The following is a 23,485-nucleotide window of genomic DNA, read 5'->3' as shown; positions in this document are numbered from 1 at the left end:
TAAGGCGCTCAGGCTGATCATACCCGCCACCTCGGCAGGTGAAGGCGTGTCTTTACGCGATGACAAGCTCGTCGCGCTCATCGCCGAATCTAGAGCAATCATGGCTCAAATTGTTAAAAACCCTGATAAATCAGTGCCGACCCTTGCAGCCGAACAAGGTCGCTGCCGTGTTCGAATGATGAAGGTTGCAAAGCTTGTTTGCCTAGACCCCTTTATCGTTACTGCAATTGTGGAAGGGCGACAGCCTCTAAAGCTAACCCCAAGCAGACTTCTTGCCGCCGATTTACCGCTGGCATGGGCGGATCAGAGGCAGCTCCTCGGGTTCGGCTAATACCTGCGATATGTTAGAAGAAGTCTGTTTTTGGGGCCCGTGAGACGGGCCCTATTTTTTGGCTAAACGGTCTCACAACAGAGACAAGTTTGGCTTCTGCACGAATTTAGGAACCGGCAAGGCCCGCAAAACTCCGCCGTTCATAGCACCCGACGACAGAAGTCTCTGGAAAGGTGTGATTTTGTGGACTGCGTGGCGCGCCCTACAGGAGTCGAACCTGTGGCCTCAAGATTAGAAGTCTCGCGCTCTATCCAGCTGAGCTAAGGGCGCGCGCTGAAAGGCGCAATAACGGCTTTGCCTGCGAACGCAAAGCTGCTTATGTCATTTTATGCAAGATGCTCCTGTTGTAACCGAAAGCGCAAGTGCCGTCGCCGGACGCCAGTTCCGCTATTATGATTTCGTCATGGCCGCATTCGTGGCCATTTTGCTGCTGTCCAACATCATTGGCGCGGCAAAGCCCGCTGCCGTGACCATAAGCGGGGAGCAATGGATATTCGGGGCAGGGATATTATTTTTTCCGCTTGGCTACGTCATCGGCGACGTCCTGACCGAAGTGTATGGCTATGCCCGCGCACGGCGCGTCATATGGGCTGGCTTTGCTGCCCTGTTGTTTATGGCGTTCATGAGCTGGGTTGTCGTTGCCTTGCCACCAGCCCCGGGCTGGGAGGACCAAGCCGCCTATGAAAGCGTATTCGGGCAAGTATGGCGGATCGTGATTGCGTCCATCACCGCTTTTTGGGCGGGTGAGTTTGTGAACAGCTATGTTATGGCGCGCATGAAAATATGGACAGGCGGCAAGCATCTGTGGTCGCGCACGATTGGATCGACCGTGGTGGGGCAGGGTGTCGATAGCATCATATTTTACCCGCTCGCCTTTTGGGGTGAATGGAGCCAAGAGCAGGTGATCAGCGTTATGATTACCAACTGGCTGCTGAAAGTGGGCTGGGAAGTTGTGCTGACGCCGGTAACATATATCGTCGTGGGCTGGTTAAAGCGCAAAGAGGGCGTCGATATTTTCGACGAGGGCACGAATTTTTCGCCCTTCAAAACCAAAGTTTAGGACGTCATGCAGGATTATGTGCAGCAGTTGGCCGAATATTGGATCGGCCATAAAATCCGTTTGCTTGACGCGGTCGGTCTCACCAACGATGCCATGCACATCCATGGTTCATTGTTGATATTATTTGGTTCAGCAATGATTTTGCGCCGCAGGCCCGACAGTCTTTGGTGTTGGTTGATCGTGCTCGTCGCCGAATTGTTCAACGAATATGCTGATTTACACGGTCAGGGGCCGGGCAAAGCGACAATCAACGCGGCGATGCATGACCTTTACAACACCATGTTTTGGCCGACGATAATCCTGCTGTTGGGTCGGTTTATGTTTCCGCGCGCCAAAGAATCTGACGCAAAAACCGACAGATCAGGCGATTTCGCGGATCAGCCCTTCAAACAATCTGCGGCCGTCTGAACCACCCTGCATGGCCTCAATCATCCGTTCGGGATGCGGCATCATGCCGAGAACATTGCCTGCGTCATTGAGAACACCCGCAATATTGCGCGCTGAACCATTGACGGGTTCGGCATAGCGAAACGCAACGCGGCCTTCGCCTTCCAAGCGATCAAGCGTCGCATCATCCGCAAAGAAATTGCCGTCATGATGGGCCACCGGGATGTGGATTTTTTCACCGGCTGAATAACCGCTGGTGAACATGGATTGGCTGTTTTCGACCGTCAGATCGACCGTGCGGCAGACGAAACGGATTCCCGCATTGCGCATCAATGCGCCGGGCAACAGGCCTGCTTCAGTCAAGATCTGGAAGCCATTGCAGACGCCGAGCACCGGGACGCCGCGACCAGCAGCAGCAATGACCGCCTGCATCACGGGTGAACGCGCCGCCATCGCGCCTGAACGCAGATAATCCCCATAAGAAAAACCACCGGGGATTGCGATCAGGTCTAGTCCGGATGGCAGCTCGCTCTCGCGGTGCCATATGAGGCTTGTATCCGCGCCGGTGATGTCACGAATGGCAACCGCCATGTCACGGTCGCAATTCGATCCGGGAAATTGAATGACGGCAGCGCGCATCATGCTTGCTCGATTTCGAAATTCTCAATGACCATATTGGCCAACAATTTCGTGCACATGGATTCCAGATCAGCCTTGGACAGACCAGGCTCATGTTCGATCTCAATCAGGCGGCCCGCCCGCACATCATGAACGCCCGAAAACCCAAGGCCTTCGATCGCGTGGTGAATGGCTTTCCCTTGCGGATCGAGCACGCCGTTCTTCAGGGTGACAAAAATACGGGTTTTCATGTGGGCCCTATCTGCTTGGTTGTTCGCCTTTCTTATAGAAGGCGCGCCGCGCGATTCAAGGGTAAGCTCGCGCCCAACAGGATTTTACACGCGTTCCGTACGGCGCTTTTACGGATTGGAGGGCGCCATGATGGGTTTGGCAATTGCCGCGTCAGGTAAGGCGCGGAATGTGAACTGTGCGGGTTTGCTGAGATACTGCTTGGCCAGTGCCCATAAATCCTGCGCAGTGATCGAATTGAACATTTTTTCGCTCTGCCGGAACCGGTTCAGCTTGTCGGGATTGGTTTGCGCTTCTGCCGCAACACCCAGCCATGTCGGGTTGCGCTTTTTCCAGTCGGCATAGCTTTCGAGCACAGGTTTGCGTGCGCGTTCAAACAGGTCGTTGTCAATGGGCGCTTTCACGATTTCGGCCATGACCTGGTCAACCGTATTTTCGATGGCGGCGAGGTCCTTGGGATCGCCTGCTGTCGAAATCGAAAATGCACCACGGTCGCGATAGAACTCCGCCATTTCTGATCCTGCCTGCACGCCATATGTCGCGCCCAGCTTTTCCCGCAATTCGTCGGTAAGGCGAAGGGTTACGACACGTGCCAACAGATCCATCGACTGCGTCCGCTTCTGATCGCTGTCACCCGTGGTGGGCCAAACCCGGCGCCATCCCAACTGATTGGCTTCACCCTTGTGCGGAATATCGAAATTCCCGCTCGCGGTGCTCCAGCGTGCGTCCTGAGGTGTCATATCTGCCGCGCCGGTTCGGGTGGGCATAGCACCAAAAGTGCGGGCAACAGCAGCAATCGTAGCGGTTTCATCGAGATCGCCGACGATTGCGATTTCCAACCTGTTTTGGGTCAAGGCATCACCCAACGCAGATTTCAGTTGCGAAAAATCGGCCGCTTGAATGTCTTCAAGCGGTGCCAGCGCAAAGCGGGGGTCATTGTCGGTCATGATTCTGGCCATGGCGACGCTCAATGCCGAACCCGGAGTTGCGTCCAGCCGCGCGAAGATTTCGGGCAATGGGCGGCGGAACAAGCGAAGGGCACTGTCGGCATAGCCGGGATATTTGGTGTACGCCGCCATCACCTGCAACTGGCGCTCCAAGTCCACAGGCGCGACAGCGCCAGTGCCGCCGAAATGGTCTTCAGCTATCCCGAGCGCGGGTGTGACGGTTGTCCCGGCAAGCAAGGAGCGCAGGTCTTCAAAATCATGCGCCGCAAGACCACCGGAAACATAAGCCCCGTACATCAGCCAAGCCAATACCGCCTCATCCTTCGCAAAAAAATGCAATTGTCCGCCATCGATCCGCAGGGAATAGCGGACGCGATTATCCTCAAAATCGGTTTTTTTGAGGTTCAGCAAAACGCCATTGGCAAAGCGGATCGTGCGAATGCCAAGGTCGGGGATGACTGTATCTGCAACGACGGTGCCGGCGGGGCCAAAGTCCGTGTAGGCAAATACGGTCGTTGCGCGCGCAACGGGTGCCGCCACCGCAACGGCGCGGCTTGCGGCATAGGCGGCCAAGATATCATCGGAAGACGTCCCTGACGTCTGCTTCGTGGACAGAAAAATTTGCGGGGCCGTCATCTGGCCAAACCATTTTGCGAATTCCGCATTGACGGCAGCTTTCGTCATGAACGGCCGCAATTGGCGCCATAGCAGCAACCGGTAGGCGTCTGAATTATAGACGTCATCGTCAAGTCCGACCAATGCGTTGGCGATCGAAGCGCTTTGCTCTGTGCCCTCTGCCTTGGCGTTATTTTCATAAGAGGTGTCGAGGCGCTTTATCTGCTCGGCAACTTCGGTGTCGTCAAAACCATGTTGCAGGGCTTGCCGGACTGCCTGTTCTGTAAATGGCAGCAATGCCCGCCAACTGCCGTCTTTGCCGGCTGCGGCAAAGCTGACTGCGGCATAATTGTCGCAGATGCCTAAGGTAAAGTTTACACCACCACCCAGAAAGGGGATGTCCTCTGAACGCGACCGGCGGCTTATCCGCTGGGAAATGATGGCCGATGCAATTTGCATCTTGAGTTCAATCATCGCCCGTTCGACGGTGTCGGGCCGGGGTTTGTCCTTGAAAAACTGTTGAACGGCAATGACTTCATTGATTTCAGGATGGGTAAAACTTGCGGCAGACACGCCACGTGTCGTATCGAGTTCACAGCGGTCAAGGTTGCCCAATGGCGGCGCTGTGACTTGCCAATCGGCGAATTTGTTCGCCAATTCGCGTTCAATCGCGACAGGGTCCACTGGCCCGACAATGATGATTTTGATCCGGTCTGGCCGATAATATGTGCGATACAGCGCCTTCAACCGTTCCGCAGTTGCGGTTTCGATAATCTCGGATAGCCCAATCGGGTAGCGCGTCGAAAAATAGGTGTTGGGGTAATAGAGATTGTTGGCAGCCCGGCCACTTTGAAACGCGAAATTTTCGCGCTCGCGTCGTTCAGCCAATATGATCCCACGCTCACGATCAACCGATGCCGGATTAAACGAGATATTACTCGCGGTCTCGCGCATCAGGAACAAGGCGCGCTCAATCAGGTGCGGGTCGGCTTTCGGCAAATCAAGCTTATATTGGGTCTGCGTATAGCCCGTTGACGCGTTCGTATCGGCGCCAAAGGATAGGCCAAGCCGCTCAAGCATTTTGACCATCTCGCCCTCGGGCACATTGGTGGTGCCGTTAAAGGCCATATGCTCGATGAAATGCGCGAGACCCTGCTCGTCATCAGCCTCTGCTGCCGACCCGAAGTCGATGGCCATGCGCACAAGCACCTGATTCTGGGGGCGCTGGTTCGGGCGAATGGCATAGCGCAGACCATTGGCCAGCCGCCCGTAAATGATACTGGCGTCCGGTTCGAGGTCAGATGTCTCGGCATTCCACGGTGCGGTGCGTTCCGTACCGTGGACTTTCGTTCTCTCTTGCGGCGCTGCGGACAAAGCGGTTGTGCCTACAAAACAGGCAGCCGCCGCCAATACAACTAAAAGTCTCTTGTTCATCGATGGACTTTGTCCAGAGAAAGCGACCGTTAGCAAGATGCAAAGATGTAAATTCTTGTGTTACTTGCCTTTACGTAGCCTGTGGCTAACCATATCGAGCACCGCGCCTTCGCTTTCATCTGGCATCAGGCCCAGACGACGCGCCACTTCTTGATAGGCTTCGGCTTCACCACCCAAATCACGGCGGAAACGATCCTTATCAAGCTTTTCGCCGGTTTCGATGTCCCAAAGGCGGCATCCATCCGGGCTGATTTCGTCCGCCAAAATGATGCGCGAAAAATCGCCGTCAAACAGTCGGCCAAACTCCAGTTTGAAGTCCACCAATCGAATGCCAATCGCCGCGAACATGCCGCACAAGAAATCGTTGATGCGGATCGCCATCGCAGAAATGTCCTGCATTTCCTCCTGCGTGGCCCAGCCAAAACATGCAATATGCTCTTCGGCGACAAGCGGATCGCCCAAGCTGTCGTCTTTGTAGCAATATTCCAGCAATGTGTGGGGCAGGGGTGTGCCTTCTTCGATGCCAAGCCGTTTGGACAATGTGCCCGCAGCGACATTGCGCACAATCACTTCGATCGGCACGATTTCAACTTGCCGGATGAGCTGTTCACGCATGTTCAGACGGCGGATGAAGTGGGTGGGAATGCCAATATGGCTCAGGCGCGTAAAGACATGCTCTGACACGCGATTGTTAATGACGCCCTTGCCAGAAATCGTTCCCTTTTTCTGGGCGTTAAAGGCGGTCGCATCATCCTTGAAATATTGGATCAAGGTGCCGGGTTCAGGGCCTTCATACAGAATCTTGGCCTTGCCTTCGTATATTTTGCGGCGGCGGGTCATATGCGGTCCCTGACTTTGCTTAAAATGACGTGCCCCGGCGGGACCGGTCGTAAAGTGACCAGACGCTGCCGGGGCATTTAGATCGCTATAATCCATTGCATGCGGCGGCGCAATTCGAGATAGGCCCCTTGAAGGACAGGAAAGGACAGATTTTTGCCCATCGATCTGGATTTGCTGCTGCAGGCCTACGCCAACGGCATATTTCCGATGTCCGACGCCCGTGATGACCCCGATACTTTTTGGATTGAACCGGAATATCGCGCGATTTTGCCGCTGGAGGGGTTTCGGCTGTCCAAATCATTGGCGAAAACCATCCGGCAGGGGCGGTTTACAGTCACGGCGGATACCGCCTTTGCCCAAATTATCGCAACATGCGCCGAGTCGCAGGATGATCGACGCGAGACGTGGATAAACCCCGATATCGAAGAATCCTTTTGCCAGCTGCATGCACAAGGCCGCGCGCACAGTGTGGAATGTTGGCTCGACGGCCGATTGGTCGGCGGGCTTTACGGGCTCGCCATGGGCCGCGCATTCTTTGGCGAAAGCATGTTCTCGCGGGAGACCGATGCGTCAAAGGTGGCACTGGCATGGCTTGTCGCGCGTCTTAAAATTGGTGGCTTCGAACTGCTGGATTGTCAGTTCATGACGGACCATCTGGCCAGCCTTGGCGCCATTGAAATCACCCAAGGCGCCTATCTGAAATTACTCGAATCGGCGTTGAGGACGACTGGTCAGCCTTCGTCGGGCTTAACGCCTTCCGTTGACGGAGGGGCAGGCTCGGCAGGCGCAGTCTGGGGTGCACTGGGCGATGCGTTATCGGCAGGCGCTGCTGCTTCTTCCGATGGTTTTTCTTCGACCGGTGTCTCTTCGCCGGGGAAGCTCATCCTGCAGCTTTTGACCCAGACATCGTAAACCGGGTGTTCAACAACATTTGCGGCCGGGTTTTCTTTGAAAAGCCAGCCTGAAAACACGCTGCGCCATTTTTCAGCATCGTTTGTGCCCGGCGGGCGTTCCTGCACCAGCAGTTGAACAAAGGCACCTTCATCGGGGTAATTTTCCCATGGCGCTGTTTTCTCGCAGGCACGCAATCTTACGACAACTTTGCCAAAGCGAATGGCTTCGCCGGGTTTGAGTTCAATGTCGCGCGTCTGTCCGTTGCGCTTGTTCAACAGGCCCAGAACGGCAACACGTTCGGCCATGGGTGTGCCAAGTGAATTGTCAGAACCCGCAACAATCCGGTCTCCGGTCGCTTGGGCTTTGCCGGATTTTTCGGGTGCCAGCTTTTCTTCGTCAGTGGGTCCGCACGCCGCGAGCGTTGCCAGCAACGGCAGCAGCATCAGGCTGTGCCGGCGAATCATGATGCGTCGGGACTCCACGCCTCATAATCACCAGTGGCGCGGGCACGATGGCCGCCACGCTGTATCGATCCTGCTGGCCGATAGGCACGGTCCGTGCCCGTCAAATTGGCCTCGGGCAGTGTTTCATAGCCACGTACGGGCGGCAAATAGCTCTCCGGGTCGCCGTCATGGGTGCCATGCAGCCATCCGTGCCAGTCGGGCGCAACGCGGCTTGCATCGTTCGCGCCATTGTAGATGACCCAGCGACGCTTACCGTCGGACGACTGGTAATATTTATTTCCCTCGGCATCGCTGCCCACAGCTTTGCCCTTTCGCCAGCTGTAGATCGCCGTACCGATGGTGGCACCGTCCCACCAAGTGAAGATTTTACCGAGAATACCCATGGACCCGCGATTAGGAGCAAGCACGTTTCGGTGCAATCCCTATTTGCCTTACTTTGCGGTCCATTTAACGGTGTCACCCGCTGAAATACCCAACTCGGCGGATAACCCCCCGCGCAGTTCCAATACCGCTCCAACGGGTTCACCCGATTCAACCGGTATTGTGGAGTACGGAATTGCGTTTTCGGCGATGCTCTCAATCGTGCCGTCTGTCCGAACAAAGATGATGTCGAGCGGGATCACCGTGTTCTTCATCCAAAAGCTTGCCATGCGGGGTTCAGGAAAGGGGAAGACCATGCCGGCATTGTCCGCAAGCGCGGTACGGAACATCATTCCCCTAGCCTGCTCCATCGGCGTCTGCGCAAGTTCGACAGTGAACGCCCGCGTTTTTGCGCCACTGGTGACGCACAATGTCACTTGTTCAAGCCCGGCGGCAGACCGACCTGCCCCCGTTCCGGGTTTGCACCCTGCGGTTTGGTTTCCGCCATTGGCAGGCATTGTGCACGCGGCCAGCGAAAGGGCAGTGGCGTAAAGACCCATTTTGCCAAGCTTACTTAAGTTCATTTAGGCGATCCTTTTTCGATTCTGGCACAGTTTATAGCGGCACTGCCGGCCTGTTTCACAAAACAACTGCCGTTTCCACCTACATGGATCGATCCGGTTCCGCGATTGAAGATATTGGCCGCTTCGTCGACATGCACGCGGGATTCCCCATTGCCGATATGTTCGAGCCGTAAATTGCGCATGGGTACATTGGCTGCGTCAAAATGACCGGTGCCATTCAATGTGACGCGCCCGTCACGGACTTTGCCGGCCTTTATATCAATCCGTCCGTTTCCGTCGATATCGGCCGAAAATTGGTCGGTGAGTAGCCGGTCCACCGCAATGGAGCCATTGCCCGCCAATAGCATGCGGGCGGCGTCTTGTTGCTTCACCTCGGAAATGTGCAGGCTTCCATTGCCGCTGACCGTCATGTCTTTAATCTCCTGGGTCGATAGCATAACCTCAAGCGGCTGCGTCATCGGGACGCCCTTTTCGTTGTTCACAGCACCCTGAAGACGCACACGCAAGGTCATCCCGACCCGCTCAAGTTTCAGGGCGTCGAGCACCCTTTTGTCGCCTTTGGCTATGGCAGATGGCGCTTTGCCCGTTTGCACCTGTACTTTGATGTCGCCGATGACTTGAATATTTTCAAAGCTGGCGACGAGGATTTTGCGTTCGTCGGCCATCGCAGGCCGCCCAGCAAAAAATCCGACGGACAGCGCGATGGCAACAATTAATGTGCCAATGTCGCCTCGCCCCATTCCACCCAGCCAAGCCATTTTGGTGTCCTTTTCATATAATGACCCTGCGGCGCATCACACGCAAAGCCAGCATTCGATATGGCCCCAGTTACGGGTCGGGTCAAATGGCATCCGCCTGCAATATGCTTCCAAACAGGCTCAATCCGATTTTGCCATATGGCCGCAGCAGGGTCTGGCGCTTTGCCATGCTCCAAAAATATCAGCCGCCCGCCAGGACGCAGGACGCGCCGGACTTCCGACAGCGCGGCGGTGGGATCTTGAACCGAACATAATGTGAAAGTGGTGACGACTGAGTCAAAGCTGTTGTTTTCAAAGGGCAGCGCCTCTGCAATGCCGTTTGCGAAGTTTGCGCTTCGGCCTGATTGCAAGAGCGCATCTTGCGCGCGGCCAAGCAACTCCGGCGATGGATCAACGCCCGATAGGGAGCGCACCTGCGACCAATCGTAAAACTGCAGATTGGTTCCGCCGCCGCAGCCCAGTTCCAGAATGTCCCCCGATGCACGCGGAACGACCTTTGCGCGATCGCGCATCACCGCAGGTTGCGTGCAGGCGCAACCAATGAGGCGGGGCATGACGTGCCGGTCCCACCAACCGTTCATGTGATGGGGCTCTGCAATTTTAAGAACAATTGATGCTTCCCGAGCCCATGGATTTTGAGACGCAGTTGGCGCCGCCTGTAACATTGATATCGCCGCTGCCCGCAACCTTTGCTTCGACCTTGCCGGTTGCATTAATGCTCACGTCGCCCGAACCTGCGATCGACAGCTCGGCATTTGTTGCATTGAGTTTTTGGCCATTGATGCTGCCTGAACCAAGAACCGAAAATTCGGCACTTTCAGTCGTACCGGCAATAATAGCATCGCCCGATCCGGCAATTTTTGTTTCCAATGTTTTGGCGGCGACTTGGGCGACTTTTAGGCTGCCTGAGCCTGCGATTTTGACCTTAACAGTATCGCCCTCCATTGTGTCCGCAGTGAAATCGCCAGAGCCAGCCAGCGACGCGGCCGATAATCTGGGAGCCGTGATCGTTATGGTTACAGCCTTGCCTTCGTCTCCGAACCAATTGCCCTTGGCCCTGCCAAGTTTGATGGTGCCGCCGTCCAATTTGTAACGCAGGGTAGCGACTGCCTTCGCATTGCCCTCAGCCTTAATGGTAAAAGAGTCGCCAGTTATGAAGATGATATTGTCCGGGCCAAGTGCCTTGACCATCGTGAACGCTTCAGTCGTTTCTGCGGTTGAAGAAATAGTCTTGCCATCTTCAAATGCGCTCGTATCTGAACTTCTAACTTCATCGATTGCGTCCGAAACGGAATATCCACACGCGGGGAGGGCGAGCGCGGCCAGCGGCAGGAAGAATGTGATTTTCAGCATAGGTCAATCTCCTTGTGTATTGTTGTTATAATACACTTGGGGAATGCAACTCAAGAGCAAATCGCAAGCCGTCCTAAGAAACCATTTCACCCAAAATCTTCGGGATTTTTTCTTTGAAGGGAAAAAAGCCCTTGGTCGCATGTGGCCAGAATTTCTCGTCCCAGCTTCGGCGGATTTGGACGAGCGGTATGCCTTCTTGTTCCAGACGCGGAGCGATTTCGGCGAAAAGGTCCGCAACCGGACCCACCGGCGCATAAGCGGTGATAATCTGTTCGGCGCCCGCTTGCTTTGCCTGTGTGATCAAGGTTTCGATATCGAGTGTATTGAGAATATCTGCGGGACATTGAAACGCAGTGCTGACCCGTTCAGCTGCGTCACGTGAAGCGCTTGCGACGAAACCACGCGCATTGTCGCCCCATAAGGTGGTGGCATCGGCGGCGACAAATGCCGCCTTGATTGACGTCGAAGGCGTAAAGAGCGACTCTGGGTTCAGGTCATCCGGCGTTACCAACAACAATGCCGGCTTTTGCCTGTCCCATTGCGCTGCGAACGGCACAGGCCGGGGATTTGCGACGGTCAAATTGGGTGGGATTATAGCCGTCGTTGCCAGCCCTTTTGGTGCAAATCGCGCATTGGTATAGCGTGCAATATTGTCCGTCGTCGCAAGGTAGGTTTTGCCAGCGGTTTGCAATCCAGCCACCCAACGCCATGATAATGTGTTGCTCGCTGCGTCGGCGTCAACCAAATGGCGCAGGAAGAAGTCGGCGCCCAACGCCCATGGCAGGCGCAGCGTGAAAATCCAGATTGAGGCAAACCACATTCTCGCGTGATTGTGCAGATAGCCGGTTTCCACCAGCTCGCGTGCCCAATCGTCAAAGCCTTCGATGCCGGTCTGCCCAGCCTCAGCGTTGTAGATTGCGCGCGCGTTCGGGAAACTATCGCGCTGCCGGTCGCGCTCTTCTTGAAACTGCGTCCACACCGACGGGCGCATTTCCAGCCACCCCTTCCAATAAGTGCGCCACAATATTTCCTGAATGAACTTTTCGGCTGCTGCTAGGCTGTGCTGCTCCAAAACAGCTTGGACGACTTCCTGCTCTGTAATCATCCGATAGCGCAGATAAGGCGACAGTTTCGATACGGCGCTGGGCTGCGCTGGCCCCGGATCCGTGTTGCGGCCAAAGGCATAGTTCTGCCCTGCGCCGGGTATGAACTCGGCAAGGCGTGCGCGCGCGGCGTTCCGCGAGGCGGGAAAAATAATGTTCATCATCGTTATGCCAGCCACTTTTGCAAATAAGGGCGGATGTTCAGGAAGCGGATATAAAGCCGCTCGAATATGTCCAGAATAACCGGATTTCGCGCAAGCCAGCCAAGCGGCTTAAGCAGGGGAATATGCCGCCACATCGCCGCAAATGCCGCCGCACCCGATAGCATCACGCCATTTTCGCAGGCGTGAAGACGGTCAAGCATCAGCTGCCGGTCTAGCGGGCATATGGCCGTTTCTGGCGCGATATCTTGGAAGTCGATTTTGCGCTGCCAATCGAGACGCCGCATCAGCGCGATTTCACGCACACACAGCGGACATGCGCCGTCATACCAGATGATGAGATTGAACATGCCTTTGTTTAGACGTGCCACAAGACGACGTCAGGCTGGGCATAACATGGTATAAAAATGCCAAAAAAAGGGCGCCGTTGCCAGCGCCCTTCTGAATTTCCGGTAAGGAAAGGGGTTATTCCGCTTTTTCGTAATATTGCGGTGCCGCTTCATTCAAAATAGCCAAAATCTTCTGGAGAGCCGCTTTTTCGTCGGTCTTTTCCATTGCCGCGAGCTCGCGCGCCAAACGGCTTGATGCCGCTTCAAAAATCTGACGCTCCGAATAGCTCTGCTCTGGCTGGTCATCGGGGCGGAACAGGTCGCGGGTCACTTCGGCGATCGAAACCAGGTCGCCCGAGTTGATCTTCGCTTCATATTCCTGCGCACGGCGCGACCACATGGTGCGCTTTACCTTAGGCTTTCCAGTGAGCGTATGCATGGCTTCTTTGAGCGTTTTGTCGCTCGACAGTTTACGCATACCGACGCCTTCGGCCTTGTTGAAAGGCACGCGAAGCGTCATTTTTTCTTTTTCAAAGCGCAGCACATAAAGCTGAAGCTGCATCCCTGCGATTTCGGAATCCTGAAGCTCAATTACGCGACCAACCCCATGCTTGGGATACACCACATAATCGCCTACATCAAACATCGCCGCGTTGGACGTCATATTACGACCTTTCTGATTATTCGGGAGAATAAGCTGGCTGACGACATAATGTCGTCCATAAGACAGTTGGCATTCGTCCCTTACGTCATCATCCGCTCAAACCCAGAGTAGGAAGGCGGCTATCGGCCATTTTTGGCCTGTCGACGCGGAGTGTAACAGATTCGCCACAAAAGTTCAATGCTGCTGTACAGAGCCGCAATAATGCGACTTAAATTGCGCTTAGTTTTCGCACGCGATCATCATGTTCGGCAAACACGGCATTGCTAATCGGCTTGATATCCGCTGAATTCATCCAGCACAGGTCCATATGGCCCAGAACGCGGTCATCATGGCTTCTTATCGTGACCGGCAGGATGGGTTGATGATGCAGCTCATCGACCAATACCGGATTGGAAGGCACGCCTGTTCCCCATTTTTCGCCCCATTGGCGCAGTGCGATCATTGTAGGCAGCAAATCCAACCCTTTTTCGGTCAGGCGATATTCGACTTTACGGCGGTCATCAGGGCAGGGCGTACGATGCAATATGCCGCTTTCGCTCAATCGGCTTAAACGGTTGGCCAAAATGTTACGCGCAATACTGATTTCCGTGAGGAAATCTTCAAAATGGCGGATACCATTGAAGGCCGCGCGCAGGATCATGAACGACCATCGTTCGCCCATCGCTTCCAGCGCTGTCGGTAGCCCACACTCGGTAATATCCTGTAGTGACTCGCGCAATTCGCCCATATATTTATCCCCCGACACATAGCGTGAGCCGACCCGAAAAATTTTGCAACCCCATTTAAGTTTTAAGTTGCAACTAAAAACCTAATCTAATAAGTAGCGATTCGCAACTGGTTTTCCGGAAGCGCAAAACGAAGGTTAGGGATCAATAGCATCGGCCATCGTTGTGCTCGTTTAGCAAAGCTAAAAGGATAAGATTATGACTGTCTCCCAAGTTTCGGCCCGTTTGGGCGCACTCGCTGCCGCATCTGTGATCAGCGCCACACTTCTTCTTGGTGTTCCAACGCAGGCGCAAGCTGCAAGCAACGGCACATATTACAAAATCGAACTGGCGCAGCCAGCTACTTCGAAGCAAGAATTGCTGCGTAGCGTAGTTGTAAAGTGCGAAGGCACTGCATGCCGCGCGCCAATGGCTTCGACTGCAGCAAAGAATATGTGCATCAGTGTTGCCCGCAAATTGGGTAAGGTTTCCGCATTCACCGCTGGTGAGCGCGTCTTTACAGCCGACGAACTCGCGGCCTGTAACGCTGGCGCTTAACTGGCCAAACTCTCAATAAGCACATTCGGCTCTTCTCTCCTCCCATTAACTTGCGGCAATTTATTGACGCTTTGAGCCGAAACAACTGCACCGGAATATGGCATACGCGCAACGTCGCGGACACCATGTTCCGGTGCATTTTTTATTGGAGCAGGCGTTCTCACATGCGCCATGCACAAGCAGCCAGCGCACAAATCGTTGCTAAATTTACGATATTTTTAAGTTTCTTGTTGCAACGCAGCGCAAAAGCCACATCTTGGAGCTTATGATGCGGCAATATGAATTGGTTGAACGGGTGCGGGCCTATATCCCGGATGTCGATGAGGATCGGCTTAACCGTGCCTATGTCTTTACGGTTCAGATGCATGGTGCACAGAAACGGGCATCAGGCGACCCGTATTTCAGCCATCCGGTCGAAGTCGCAGGGTTAATGACGGACCTCAAAATGGATGAGGACACGATCATTACCGCGCTGCTCCACGACACGGTGGAAGACACGCTGACCTCCATCGAAGATGTGGAAGGTCGCTTCGGCTCCGAAGTCGCCCGCTTGGTTGATGGCGTTACCAAGCTTTCGAAAATCGAGGCGCAAACCGAAAATGAACGCGCTGCGGAGAATTTGCGCAAGTTCCTGCTCGCTATTTCCGATGATATCCGCGTTCTTTTGGTTAAGCTTGCGGATCGCCTGCACAATATGCGGACGCTGCATTTCATCAAAAGCCCCGAAAAGCGTCGCCGTATCGCCAAAGAAACGATGGATATCTATGCCCCGCTGGCCGAGCGGATTGGCATGTATGAATATATGCGCGAAATGCAGCTGCTCGCGTTCGAACAGCTGGAACCCGAAGCCTATCAGACGATTACGGGTCGTCTGAAACAAATCCGCGAAAAGGCCGATGTTGAAATCGACCAGATTAATCAAACCATTGCTTGGGAAATGGAGCAGGCGGGGCTGAAGATCAAAATATCCGGCCGCGAAAAGCATCCTTACTCGATCTGGAAAAAGATGCAGGAACGCCATGTTGCGTTCGAGCAGCTGACCGATATCAATGCCTTTCGCGTGATAACCGAGACCACCGAAGACTGCTATCGCGCTTTGGGCGTGCTGCATCGGCGTTGGCAGATGGTGCCGGGGCGGTTCAAGGATTTCGTCTCGACGCCAAAGCGCAACGGATATAAATCGCTGCACACAACAATCATGTTCGCCAAAAACATGCGCGTCGAAGTGCAAATTCGCAGCGCCGAAATGCACCGAAGTTCGGAACATGGTTTGGCCGCACACTGGGCCTATAAGCAAGCCGATAAGCCCGATGGCCAGGCTGCGTGGTTACGCGATCTCCTCGAAATTCTTGAAACCAGTCAAGATGCTGAGGACATCCTCGAAAACACCCGCATGGCGATGTATCAGGACCGTATATTCGCCTTCACCCCAAAGGGTGCGCTGCATCAGCTGCCCAAGGGCTCAACCGTCGTTGATTTTGCGTACGCCGTGCATACCGATCTTGGCGACAAGACCGTTGGCGCGAAAGTGAATGGGCGTCATGTCCCGTTGCGTGCGCAGCTGAACAATGGCGATATGGTCGAGATCCTGAAATCCAAAGCGCAGGAACCGCAGCAGACTTGGCTTAACTTCGTGACGACAGGTAAGGCGCGCGCCGCGATCCGGCGGCATGTGCGGCACCGCGAACGCGATGAGCTGGTCGCGATTGGGCGCAAGCTTTACGACGAAGTTGCTGCGCGCATGCCCGGTAAAATTGGCAAGAAAGCCTTAACGGCTGCGGTGAGCCGGCTAAAGCTTGAGGACGAGGAAGAGCTGATGCATCGCATTGGCCTGGGCAAGATCAATGACCACGCGCTGATGGAGGCGCTGGTACCTGGCTTTGACGCCGATGGCATCGCGCTTGATTTTCCAAGTCAAGAACGCGCCATCTCCATACGCGGACTTACGCCGGGCGTCGGTTACCACCTTGCGGATTGCTGCCACCCCATTCCCGGTGACCGGATTGTCGGGCTGAGGTTGCCGGACCAACCGGTCGAAGTGCACACGATCGAATGTGATCGTCTCGCTAACGGAGCCGACGCCGATTGGGTCGACTTGAGTTGGGGGCAGGGTAGCGATGGCGCTTCGGCGCGATTGCGTACGATCATTCACAATCGTCCCGGCACATTGGGTGAAATTGCGGGCATTTTCGGCTATCACAAGGCGAATATCATCAATTTGCGTTTGACCGCGCGCGACGCCGAGTTTCACACCTTTGAAATAGATTTGGAGGTGCATGATTTGCAGCACCTTATGCGCATCATATCTGCGCTTCGTGCATCCGAGGCGGTGGCGACGGCAGACCGCGTCTACGATTAAATCCAGTCGCCGATTTCGTCGCCGGGTTCAGCATAAACAAAACGTTTGGCCAGTTCAAAACTGTGTCCAGCGCGCAAGAAGGCATGGAGTTGCTTATTGCGTTTCTCCGGCGTTGCCGCTTCTTGTGCAAATGGACCGATACGTTTGCGCCGCGCAAAGTTTTCGGCGGCGCTTAACGTGCTTTCTTCCATATGCGTTTTTGCCGGGATGGCATCCGCGTCGCCTATACCACTCGCGCGCAAATCCTCGTTTAAGCGCCGTTCGCCATAGCCACGGCGCACAAATGACCGGCTTCGTGCCTCAGCAAATTGGGCGTCGTTTATATAACCGAGTGCGGCAAATTGTTCGACCAGCATGGCGATGTCCGCGCTGCGTTCCCCGTCCCACCCGCGCTCGCGAATTTTGCGGTTCAAATAGGTCGCGAGTTTTGCCTGCGTGGTCGCATATTTGCCAACATAATGCAGCGCTAGCTGTCTCAGTCTCTCGTCATTTAACGGCGGAGCGGGTTTTTTGGCGGCACGTGGGCTGTTCACGCCCTATTCTTGCCACAGTCGGGTCGAAATTTGAACTGGTATCGACGCGTAATGGCGTAGGCTAACAATAAAATTATCGGGCACCGCCCTATTTGCTATGGGAAAAATTATGAGCGAGCGCGCATCCACGCCAACGCAGGACAGTTTGCCACGTCGTTTTTCTGACTTTGCGACCTTAGGCGAGGCATTGGATTATGCCGCCCAAGGGCAGCGTGGTCTTAATTTCCACGACATGCGCGGCAAATTGGCGCGCCCTTATCCCTACAGCGAAATGCGCGAAGACGCGCTGAACATGGCGTATCGCTTGATCAGCCATGGTGTCCGCAAAGACGACCGCATTGCCTTGGTCGCAGAGACCGGCCCGGATTTTGCGGCGTTGTTCTTTGGCTGCGTATATGCCGGCGCATGGCCCGTGCCACTGCCGCTGCCAACGTCGTTTGGCGGTAAAGAAAGCTATGTGGACCAATTGTCCGTGCAGTTGAAAAGCTGTGACCCCAAGATACTGTTCTTTCCAGCGGAACTCGCCGAAATGGCCAATGACGCAGCAAGCGCATGCAATGTTGAAGGCATTGATTGGGAAAGCTTCAGCGATCGCGACGCGTTAAAGTCAGAGCTGCCTTCGGCGCAGACCGACGAAATCTGCTATTTGCAATATTCCAGCGGCTCGACCCGTTTCCCGCATGGCGTCGCGGTTACCCACAATGCCCTGCTCAACAATCTGTCGGCGCATTCGCATGGCATGGAAGTGACGGAAAATGATCGCTGCGTGTCGTGGTTGCCCTGGTATCATGATATGGGCCTTGTTGGGTGTTTCCTGTCGCCCGTCGCAAACCAAGTTTCGACGGATTATATGAAAACCGAAGATTTCGCGCGTCGCCCGTTGGCGTGGCTTGATGTTATTAGCGCCGCGGATGGCACGGTCATCAGCTACTCGCCGACATTTGGCTATGACATTTGCGCGCGGCGGGTTTCCAGCCAGACGCATGTGAGCGACCGCTTTGACCTCGCCAAATGGCGCCTTGCAGGCAATGGTGCGGATATGATCCGTCCCGACGTGATGCAGGCTTTTGTCGATGCATTTGGCGATGCGGGTTTCAAGGCCTCCTCCTTCCTCCCAAGCTATGGCTTGGCGGAAACAACGCTGGCTGTGTCCATCATGCCACCGGGCGAAGGTATTCAAGTTGAGCTTGTCGAAGAGACGGAACTAACGGGCCATCCCGGTGCGCCGGATCGGCCAATCCGTTATCGCGCCATCGTTAACTGCGGCCGCGCAGTAAAAGACATGACCATCGAAATCCGCGACGAAAACCGCAAACCGCTTGCGGATAAGACGATCGGTAAAGTGTGGTGCACAGGACCTTCGTTGATGAAGGAATATTTCCGCGACAAGGAATCAACCGACGCATGTCTGGTCGACGGTTGGCTGGATACGGGCGACATGGGTTATTTGTCGAACGGCTACATTTATATTGTGGGCCGCGCCAAAGACATGATCATCATCAATGGTAAGAACCATTGGCCACAGGACATTGAATGGGCGGTAGAACAACTGCCCGGGTTTAAGGCTGGTGACATCGCGGCGTTTTCCGTGACAACGCCGGGCGGCGAGGAAACACCTGCTGTGCTGGTCCAATGCCGCACTACCGACGAAGCCGAGCGGGTAAAGCTGCGTGAGCAGATCCGCGACAAGGTTCGGTCGGTAACGGGAATGAATTGTGTCGTCGAATTGGTGCCGCCGCGGACATTGCCGCGGACCAGCTCAGGCAAAATGAGCCGGGCGAAAGCGCGTAACCTGTATCTGTCCGGCGAAATTCAGCCCTACGCAATCGCGGCTTAATCGCCTGCAGATATCGAAGCGATTGCGGGATAGCTGCGTGAGGTGGCTTGAGAAGCCTTACAGCAGTTCGAGCACCTTTTCCTGCGGTCGGCATAGCCGAACACCTTTATCGGTCTCCACAAATGGCCGTTCGACGAGGATGGGGTGTTCAACCATACAATCCAATATGCGATCGGCCGACGCGCCATCGATCAAACCCAATTCTTCAGCGGGTGAACCACGGGTTCGCAGCGCTTCGCGTGGCGTAAGGCCCGCATCCTTGAAAAGTTGCTCAAGCTTTGCGCGGGTGAAGGGTTGCTTGCGATATTCGATAATCTCGACCGTCACACCCGGCGCTTCTTGAAGGAGCGCGAGCGTCTTGCGCGACGTCCCGCAATCGGGGTTATGCCAGATTGTTGCGTTCATGATTATGGTCGTCCCCGATATGTCGTTTGCGTCGCCATGTACCTAAATCGGTGACCCGCAAAAGCAAATGCGCTTTTTCCCATTTTTAAATTGCATATGATAACGATTCGCAATAGTGCGCCAAAATCGAATTGCGAGTCATTTGCAATAACCATAAAAAGGCCGAAAATGCTGCGTCTCTCCTCTTCCGTTTTCGCCTTTATTTCTATGGCAGTAAGCGCACCTTATGCGTTCGCCGAAGATGTGGCGTTTGATGACGGGGCAAGTGATGACAGCCGGACGATCATTGTGACGGGTGTCAGCGACGGGTACCTCGCATCCAATTCAGTGACGGCGACAAAAACCGACACGCCGCTCATCAATATTCCGCAGACCATCAATGTCGTGACCCGCGAACAATTGGATGATCAGGCGCATCACTCGCTGGCGGACATATTGCGCTATGTTCCCGGAACCACCGTGGGCCAAGGCGAAGGCAATCGCGACCAAATTACTCTGCGCGGGCAAAACACAACGGCCGACTTTTTCTTGGACGGCGTGCGCGACGATGTTCAATATTATCGCGGCCTCTACAATATTGAGCGGGTCGAAATTCTGAAGGGTCCTTATGCGCTGATCTTTGGCCGCGGCGGCGGCGGCGGCATCATCAACCGGGTTCAGAAGGCTCCGTTGAGTGACGATTTCATTTACGAAGGACAAGCCAGCGTCAACAGTTTCGGGGCCTACGACGTCTCGGCTGATTTGAACGCCCCGTTAAGTGCATCCACTGCTGTGCGCATGAACGCGGTGTACGAAAGCCTGAACAGCCATCGTGATTTCGTCGGCGGCGAACGTTATGCATGGAACCCCTATGTCGCCTTCAGGCTGAACGATGATTGGAAGCTGGGCCTTTCGTATGAATATGTAAATGACGACCGCACGACGGACCGGGGTGTTCCATCAATAGCAACCGGTGCGGGCGCACCCAATCTTCCCTTAGCGGGCTTTCGGGATCAGTTTTTCGGTGTAGCCGGTGTCAATCGCACGCGACTTGAGGCGCACATTGCCAAGATCCGGCTGAATGGCCAGTTGGCATCAAATCTCAGTTTCAGCGGCACCATGCTTTATGGCGATTATAACAAAATCTATGTGAACGTCTTCGCAAATGGCGCGGCGACGGCACAAAATGGAACGGTTGCTCTTGCGGCCTATAGTGACCCCACCCAACGCAAAAACTTCATCGCCCAAGCAAATGTCGTCTGGGATGTCGAAACGGGCGCGCTTGCGCACAAAATTCTCGTCGGCACTGAATATGGCGATCAGCAATCGGCCAACAGTCGGCTCAACGGTACGCTTTCAAATGCGACATTGAACCTTTCGAACCCGGTTTTTCCGACCGTCACTTTTAACGCACTGGCACGTGACAGCGTTTCGGATGTGAAGTTCTTCTCCGTTTATGTGCAGGACCAGATGAGCTTTGGCGAACATATCGATGTCGTCGCCGGCCTTCGGTACGACAGCTTTGATATCAGCGGTGCAGATTTGCTGCCAGCAATCGACCGGCCTTTTGCGCGTAAGGATGAAAAGCTTAGCCCGCGTCTTGGGCTGATTTTCAAACCGCAGGAAAGCATGTCGTTGTACGGCAGCTATAGCCAATCATTCCTGCCGCGGTCGGGTGACCAGTTTCTGGCGCTGACGGTTACGCAGCAAAACCTGGCTCCTGAGAAATTCACCAACTTTGAAATCGGCGCCAAATGGGATGTGCAGCCAAATTTAAACCTGACCCTTGCAGTGTTTCAGCTTGATCGCAGCAATGCGACGACGCCGGACCCCGCCAACCCGCTTGCCAGCATCAATATCGGCAAAACGCGAACTCAGGGCATTGAGCTGGCTGCGACAGGGCGCGTGACGTCGCAATGGCAAGTACATGGCGGCTACAGCTATCAGGACGCTGTTTTGGCGGGCAGTGATGTTGTGCGGCTGGCGCAAGTGCCGAAGCATCAAGCAAGCCTATGGAACCGGTATGAATTTTCTGACGCGTTTGCGGCAGGTGTCGGCATCATCCACCAATCGAGCCAATATGCGGCCATCCGTACATCCGCAACGACAACCAAATTGCCTGCATTCACACGGGTCGACGCGGCTCTATATTATGATGTGAGTGACAGGTTGCAGCTTCAGCTAAACGTCGAAAACCTGTTCGACACCGCATATTATTCGGACGCGCACAACAATAATAACATCTCGACCGGCGCGCCGATCAATGGTCGTTTTACCATTAGAGCGAAGTTTTAAGCTTCAGCAACCGCAGCAGCGTGAAGCTTGGCGTTGGTGACATAATGCGCAACGCCGATCCGCATCCCCATAACGGCCGCATCGTCGAGATCGCGAACAAAACGCGCTGGCGACCCTGCCCATAATTGCCGGGCTGCAATGCGTTTGCCTTGGGTCAGCATTGCCCCTGCCGCAAGCATGGCATCGCCCTCAATCACGGCACCGTTCATGACCGTTGACGACAGCCCGACAAACGCACGGTCGTGAAGGGTGCAACCGTGCAGCATGACATTGTGGCCAACGAGTACGTCATCGCCTATAATGGTCGGAAAACCATCTTCAACGCCCGGCATTGGGCCGTCGCAATGCACGACACTGCCGTCTTGAATGTTGGTTCGGGCGCCAATCACAACACGATTTACTTCAGCGCGGATGACGCAATTGTACCAGATGCTAGCCTCCGGTCCGATGGTGACATCACCGATAATGCGACAGCCCGGCGCAATGAATGCGCTGTCATGAATCTGTGGGGTCTTGCCATTGACAGTGACAATGCTGATGTCGGTACGGTTATTGATCATCGGATTTTCCATAGTGAAAGATGTGGCAAAACCGATGCATAATCATCGGTCCACGCATATGTGCCGCTGGATGCTTCAGCGCCGTTCATGTTTTACCCGTTCAGCAAACGCGCGGCCAGTGCGGCATGATATGTCAAAATGCCTGAGCAACCGGCGCGTTTGAATGCCATCAGTGTTTCCAGAACCAACGCGTCCCGGTCACCAGCGCCAGCAGCAGCGGCGGCCTCAATCATCGCATATTCACCGGACACTTGGTACGCGAATACGGGCACGTCGAATTGGTCACGCACGCGGCGGACAATATCGAGATAGGGCAGGCCGGGCTTGACCATGACGCTGTCGGCACCTTCGGCAATGTCCATCGCGACTTCGCGCATGGCTTCATCGCTGTTCGAGGGATCCATCTGATAAGTTTTCTTGTTACCTTTCAGCAGGCCGCTTGAGCCAACGGCGTCACGGAACGGGCCGTAGAACGCGCTGGCATATTTTGCGGCGTAGGACATGATCTGGACGTTGGGATGGCCATTCATTTCGAGTGCCTTGCGAATGGCACCAATGCGTCCGTCCATCATGTCGCTTGGCGCAATGATATCCGCGCCGGCATTGGCCTGATTTATCGCCTGATCGACAAGCACGGCCACAGTTTCGTCGTTCAGCACATAACCGGAATCGTCGATTAAGCCATCCTGTCCATGCGACGTGTAAGGGTCGAGCGCGACATCGGTCAAAATGCCGATTGCATCGCCATGTGCCTGTTTGATGGCGCGGATGGCGCGGCACATGAGGTTGTCGGGGTTAAGCGCCTCTTCACCGTCCTCGCTGCGCCGCTCTGGCTGCGTATTTGGGAATAATGCGATGCAGGGAATGCCAAGATCGATAGCTTCCGCGGCGCGCACAACGATCTGGTCAACGGACCAGCGCGATACGCCAGGCAGAGACAAAATCGGATCTTCGACCGCCTCTCCCTCGGTGACGAACAATGGCCATATAAGATCTGCAGGCGACAGCATGGTCTCACGGACCATGGCTCTGCTCCATTGGGTGGCGCGCGTGCGGCGCAGACGGGTGTTCGGGAAAAAGGATGTGTTGCTCATGAAGGACAGG

General features: G+C 54.9%; 25 protein-coding genes, 1 tRNA gene and 1 pseudogene. 8 read left to right on the top strand and 19 right to left on the bottom strand.

The window, feature by feature from the left end:
- A partial coding sequence (locus ACIQZK_RS06650; RefSeq protein WP_397575435.1) for a hypothetical protein occupies positions 1 to 331 on the top strand: 331 nt, incomplete at its 5' end.
- Positions 332 to 524: 193 nt separating this feature from the next.
- Here the strand turns inward: ACIQZK_RS06650 and ACIQZK_RS06645 are convergent.
- Positions 525 to 601: transfer RNA gene (locus ACIQZK_RS06645), tRNA-Arg, on the bottom strand.
- 58 nt (positions 602 to 659) lie between these two features.
- Here ACIQZK_RS06645 and ACIQZK_RS06640 point away from each other — a divergent pair.
- Both ACIQZK_RS06640 and ACIQZK_RS06635 read left to right on the top strand, forming a co-directional pair.
- On the top strand, positions 660 to 1,391 hold the full coding sequence (locus ACIQZK_RS06640; protein ID WP_397575434.1) for a queuosine precursor transporter: 732 nt from the start codon (positions 660 to 662) through the stop codon (positions 1,389 to 1,391).
- A gap of 6 nt (positions 1,392 to 1,397) precedes the next feature.
- On the top strand, positions 1,398 to 1,799 hold the full coding sequence (locus ACIQZK_RS06635) for a hypothetical protein (RefSeq protein ID WP_395635650.1): 402 nt from the start codon (positions 1,398 to 1,400) through the stop codon (positions 1,797 to 1,799).
- Here ACIQZK_RS06635 and purQ read toward each other — a convergent pair.
- The 4 genes from purQ to purC all read right to left on the bottom strand — a co-directional run bounded on the left by purQ (position 1,752) and on the right by purC (position 6,481).
- Entirely contained in the window at positions 1,752 to 2,417 is a 666-nt protein-coding gene (purQ, locus tag ACIQZK_RS06630; RefSeq protein ID WP_397575438.1) for a phosphoribosylformylglycinamidine synthase subunit PurQ, read from the bottom strand. The genes ACIQZK_RS06635 and purQ overlap by 48 nt on opposite strands.
- Complete coding sequence (gene purS, locus ACIQZK_RS06625; protein ID WP_183941822.1) at positions 2,417 to 2,647, bottom strand: phosphoribosylformylglycinamidine synthase subunit PurS; 231 nt, start codon at positions 2,645 to 2,647, stop codon at positions 2,417 to 2,419. Before purS ends, purQ begins: the two co-directional genes overlap by 1 nt.
- Positions 2,648 to 2,755: 108 nt before the next feature.
- Positions 2,756 to 5,641 carry a M16 family metallopeptidase gene (locus tag ACIQZK_RS06620; RefSeq protein WP_395635649.1) on the bottom strand — a complete coding sequence of 962 codons (2,886 nt, stop codon included), beginning with the start codon at positions 5,639 to 5,641 and terminating at the stop codon, positions 2,756 to 2,758.
- Positions 5,642 to 5,701: 60 nt separating this feature from the next.
- Positions 5,702 to 6,481 carry a phosphoribosylaminoimidazolesuccinocarboxamide synthase gene (gene purC, locus ACIQZK_RS06615; protein WP_395635648.1) on the bottom strand — a complete coding sequence of 260 codons (780 nt, stop codon included), beginning with the start codon at positions 6,479 to 6,481 and terminating at the stop codon, positions 5,702 to 5,704.
- A 153-nt stretch (positions 6,482 to 6,634) separates the two neighbouring features.
- Here purC and aat point away from each other — a divergent pair, with 153 nt between their 5' ends.
- Complete coding sequence (gene aat, locus ACIQZK_RS06610) at positions 6,635 to 7,393, top strand: leucyl/phenylalanyl-tRNA--protein transferase (protein ID WP_395635647.1); 759 nt, start codon at positions 6,635 to 6,637, stop codon at positions 7,391 to 7,393.
- Positions 7,394 to 7,428: 35 nt separating this feature from the next.
- Here the strand turns inward: aat and ACIQZK_RS06605 are convergent.
- The 10 genes and pseudogenes from ACIQZK_RS06605 to ACIQZK_RS06560 form a co-directional block, all read right to left on the bottom strand.
- Positions 7,429 to 7,680: pseudogene (locus tag ACIQZK_RS06605) on the bottom strand (DUF2155 domain-containing protein); the annotation flags it as partial.
- A 155-nt stretch (positions 7,681 to 7,835) separates the two neighbouring features.
- Positions 7,836 to 8,222 carry an NADH:ubiquinone oxidoreductase subunit NDUFA12 gene (locus ACIQZK_RS06600; protein WP_324477949.1) on the bottom strand — a complete coding sequence of 129 codons (387 nt, stop codon included), beginning with the start codon at positions 8,220 to 8,222 and terminating at the stop codon, positions 7,836 to 7,838.
- 48 nt (positions 8,223 to 8,270) lie between these two features.
- On the bottom strand, positions 8,271 to 8,783 hold the full coding sequence (locus ACIQZK_RS06595) for a DUF192 domain-containing protein (protein WP_397575433.1): 513 nt from the start codon (positions 8,781 to 8,783) through the stop codon (positions 8,271 to 8,273).
- Positions 8,780 to 9,541, bottom strand: a complete 762-nt coding sequence (locus tag ACIQZK_RS06590) for a GIN domain-containing protein (protein WP_397575432.1) — start codon at positions 9,539 to 9,541, stop codon at positions 8,780 to 8,782. The genes ACIQZK_RS06595 and ACIQZK_RS06590 overlap by 4 nt, the downstream gene beginning before the upstream one ends.
- Positions 9,496 to 10,122: a class I SAM-dependent methyltransferase gene (locus ACIQZK_RS06585; RefSeq protein ID WP_397575431.1), complete on the bottom strand. Its 627-nt coding sequence runs from the start codon at positions 10,120 to 10,122 to the stop codon at positions 9,496 to 9,498. Before ACIQZK_RS06585 ends, ACIQZK_RS06590 begins: the two co-directional genes overlap by 46 nt.
- Before the next feature lie 19 nt (positions 10,123 to 10,141).
- The gene (locus tag ACIQZK_RS06580) at positions 10,142 to 10,894 is read right to left on the bottom strand and encodes a head GIN domain-containing protein (protein ID WP_397575430.1); all 753 of its coding nucleotides are present in this window, start codon (positions 10,892 to 10,894) and stop codon (positions 10,142 to 10,144) included.
- Positions 10,895 to 10,967: 73 nt separating this feature from the next.
- Complete coding sequence (locus ACIQZK_RS06575; protein ID WP_397575429.1) at positions 10,968 to 12,161, bottom strand: FAD-binding domain-containing protein; 1,194 nt, start codon at positions 12,159 to 12,161, stop codon at positions 10,968 to 10,970.
- Positions 12,162 to 12,163: 2 nt separating this feature from the next.
- On the bottom strand, positions 12,164 to 12,529 hold the full coding sequence (locus tag ACIQZK_RS06570; RefSeq protein WP_397575428.1) for a DUF393 domain-containing protein: 366 nt from the start codon (positions 12,527 to 12,529) through the stop codon (positions 12,164 to 12,166).
- Positions 12,530 to 12,623: 94 nt separating this feature from the next.
- Positions 12,624 to 13,151 (bottom strand): CarD family transcriptional regulator, encoded by a 528-nt coding sequence (locus ACIQZK_RS06565; protein WP_306062043.1) that lies wholly within the window; start codon positions 13,149 to 13,151, stop codon positions 12,624 to 12,626.
- 208 nt (positions 13,152 to 13,359) lie between these two features.
- On the bottom strand, positions 13,360 to 13,878 hold the full coding sequence (locus tag ACIQZK_RS06560) for a winged helix-turn-helix transcriptional regulator (RefSeq protein WP_395635641.1): 519 nt from the start codon (positions 13,876 to 13,878) through the stop codon (positions 13,360 to 13,362).
- Positions 13,879 to 14,074: 196 nt separating this feature from the next.
- Here ACIQZK_RS06560 and ACIQZK_RS06555 point away from each other — a divergent pair, with 196 nt between their 5' ends.
- Together ACIQZK_RS06555 and ACIQZK_RS06550 are read left to right on the top strand one after the other, a co-directional pair.
- Positions 14,075 to 14,413, top strand: coding sequence for a CC_3452 family protein (locus ACIQZK_RS06555; RefSeq protein WP_397575427.1), 339 nt, complete (start codon positions 14,075 to 14,077; stop codon positions 14,411 to 14,413).
- Between the two features lie 265 nt (positions 14,414 to 14,678).
- Positions 14,679 to 16,772: a RelA/SpoT family protein gene (locus tag ACIQZK_RS06550; RefSeq protein ID WP_397575426.1), complete on the top strand. Its 2,094-nt coding sequence runs from the start codon at positions 14,679 to 14,681 to the stop codon at positions 16,770 to 16,772.
- On the opposite strand, the gene ACIQZK_RS06545 is transcribed toward ACIQZK_RS06550, so the two are convergent.
- A complete protein-coding gene (locus ACIQZK_RS06545; protein ID WP_397575425.1) occupies positions 16,769 to 17,305 on the bottom strand; it encodes a regulatory protein RecX in 537 nt (178 codons plus the stop codon). The genes ACIQZK_RS06550 and ACIQZK_RS06545 overlap by 4 nt on opposite strands.
- Positions 17,306 to 17,414: 109 nt before the next feature.
- Here ACIQZK_RS06545 and ACIQZK_RS06540 point away from each other — a divergent pair, with 109 nt between their 5' ends.
- On the top strand, positions 17,415 to 19,142 hold the full coding sequence (locus tag ACIQZK_RS06540) for a fatty acyl-AMP ligase (protein ID WP_397575424.1): 1,728 nt from the start codon (positions 17,415 to 17,417) through the stop codon (positions 19,140 to 19,142).
- Positions 19,143 to 19,199: 57 nt separating this feature from the next.
- Here ACIQZK_RS06540 and arsC read toward each other — a convergent pair whose 3' ends face one another.
- A complete protein-coding gene (gene arsC / locus ACIQZK_RS06535; RefSeq protein WP_397575423.1) occupies positions 19,200 to 19,547 on the bottom strand; it encodes an arsenate reductase (glutaredoxin) in 348 nt (115 codons plus the stop codon).
- A gap of 207 nt (positions 19,548 to 19,754) precedes the next feature.
- Between arsC and ACIQZK_RS06530 the strand changes: the two genes are divergently transcribed.
- Positions 19,755 to 21,821 carry a TonB-dependent receptor gene (locus ACIQZK_RS06530; RefSeq protein ID WP_397575422.1) on the top strand — a complete coding sequence of 689 codons (2,067 nt, stop codon included), beginning with the start codon at positions 19,755 to 19,757 and terminating at the stop codon, positions 21,819 to 21,821.
- On the opposite strand, the gene ACIQZK_RS06525 is transcribed toward ACIQZK_RS06530, so the two are convergent.
- Positions 21,818 to 22,393 carry a gamma carbonic anhydrase family protein gene (locus tag ACIQZK_RS06525; protein ID WP_397575421.1) on the bottom strand — a complete coding sequence of 192 codons (576 nt, stop codon included), beginning with the start codon at positions 22,391 to 22,393 and terminating at the stop codon, positions 21,818 to 21,820. The genes ACIQZK_RS06530 and ACIQZK_RS06525 overlap by 4 nt on opposite strands.
- An 80-nt stretch (positions 22,394 to 22,473) precedes the next feature.
- Positions 22,474 to 23,475: a porphobilinogen synthase gene (hemB, locus tag ACIQZK_RS06520; protein ID WP_397575420.1), complete on the bottom strand. Its 1,002-nt coding sequence runs from the start codon at positions 23,473 to 23,475 to the stop codon at positions 22,474 to 22,476.
- Between the last annotated feature and the right edge of the window lie 10 nt (positions 23,476 to 23,485).

It is taken from the genome of Sphingorhabdus sp. (genome assembly GCF_044338195.1).
Lineage (GTDB): Bacteria > Pseudomonadota > Alphaproteobacteria > Sphingomonadales > Sphingomonadaceae > Sphingorhabdus_B.
Note: the sequence above shows the minus strand (reverse complement) of the source record. Positions and strands in the feature narration are given on the sequence as shown.

Excerpts from the sequence above, each read along its gene's own strand:
- arsC (WP_397575423.1), bottom strand. The coding sequence starts at position 19,547 with ATGAACGCAACAATCTGGCATAACCCCGATTGCGGGACGTCGCGCAAG.
- ACIQZK_RS06620 (WP_395635649.1), bottom strand. The coding sequence starts at position 5,641 with ATGAACAAGAGACTTTTAGTTGTATTGGCGGCGGCTGCCTGTTTTGTA.
- ACIQZK_RS06590 (WP_397575432.1), bottom strand. The coding sequence starts at position 9,541 with ATGGCTTGGCTGGGTGGAATGGGGCGAGGCGACATTGGCACATTAATT.
- ACIQZK_RS06585 (WP_397575431.1), bottom strand. The coding sequence starts at position 10,122 with ATGAACGGTTGGTGGGACCGGCACGTCATGCCCCGCCTCATTGGTTGC.
- ACIQZK_RS06530 (WP_397575422.1), top strand. The coding sequence starts at position 19,755 with ATGGCAGTAAGCGCACCTTATGCGTTCGCCGAAGATGTGGCGTTTGAT.
- ACIQZK_RS06640 (WP_397575434.1), top strand. The coding sequence starts at position 660 with ATGCAAGATGCTCCTGTTGTAACCGAAAGCGCAAGTGCCGTCGCCGGA.
- ACIQZK_RS06595 (WP_397575433.1), bottom strand. The coding sequence starts at position 8,783 with ATGAACTTAAGTAAGCTTGGCAAAATGGGTCTTTACGCCACTGCCCTT.
- ACIQZK_RS06560 (WP_395635641.1), bottom strand. The coding sequence starts at position 13,878 with ATGGGCGAATTGCGCGAGTCACTACAGGATATTACCGAGTGTGGGCTA.
- ACIQZK_RS06540 (WP_397575424.1), top strand. The coding sequence starts at position 17,415 with ATGAGCGAGCGCGCATCCACGCCAACGCAGGACAGTTTGCCACGTCGT.
- ACIQZK_RS06565 (WP_306062043.1), bottom strand. The coding sequence starts at position 13,151 with ATGACGTCCAACGCGGCGATGTTTGATGTAGGCGATTATGTGGTGTAT.
- ACIQZK_RS06580 (WP_397575430.1), bottom strand. The coding sequence starts at position 10,894 with ATGCTGAAAATCACATTCTTCCTGCCGCTGGCCGCGCTCGCCCTCCCC.
- ACIQZK_RS06550 (WP_397575426.1), top strand. The coding sequence starts at position 14,679 with ATGATGCGGCAATATGAATTGGTTGAACGGGTGCGGGCCTATATCCCG.
- ACIQZK_RS06575 (WP_397575429.1), bottom strand. The coding sequence starts at position 12,161 with ATGATGAACATTATTTTTCCCGCCTCGCGGAACGCCGCGCGCGCACGC.
- purQ (WP_397575438.1), bottom strand. The coding sequence starts at position 2,417 with ATGCGCGCTGCCGTCATTCAATTTCCCGGATCGAATTGCGACCGTGAC.
- ACIQZK_RS06600 (WP_324477949.1), bottom strand. The coding sequence starts at position 8,222 with ATGGGTATTCTCGGTAAAATCTTCACTTGGTGGGACGGTGCCACCATC.
- ACIQZK_RS06555 (WP_397575427.1), top strand. The coding sequence starts at position 14,075 with ATGACTGTCTCCCAAGTTTCGGCCCGTTTGGGCGCACTCGCTGCCGCA.
- hemB (WP_397575420.1), bottom strand. The coding sequence starts at position 23,475 with ATGAGCAACACATCCTTTTTCCCGAACACCCGTCTGCGCCGCACGCGC.
- ACIQZK_RS06525 (WP_397575421.1), bottom strand. The coding sequence starts at position 22,393 with ATGGAAAATCCGATGATCAATAACCGTACCGACATCAGCATTGTCACT.
- ACIQZK_RS06635 (WP_395635650.1), top strand. The coding sequence starts at position 1,398 with ATGCAGGATTATGTGCAGCAGTTGGCCGAATATTGGATCGGCCATAAA.
- purC (WP_395635648.1), bottom strand. The coding sequence starts at position 6,481 with ATGACCCGCCGCCGCAAAATATACGAAGGCAAGGCCAAGATTCTGTAT.
- purS (WP_183941822.1), bottom strand. The coding sequence starts at position 2,647 with ATGAAAACCCGTATTTTTGTCACCCTGAAGAACGGCGTGCTCGATCCG.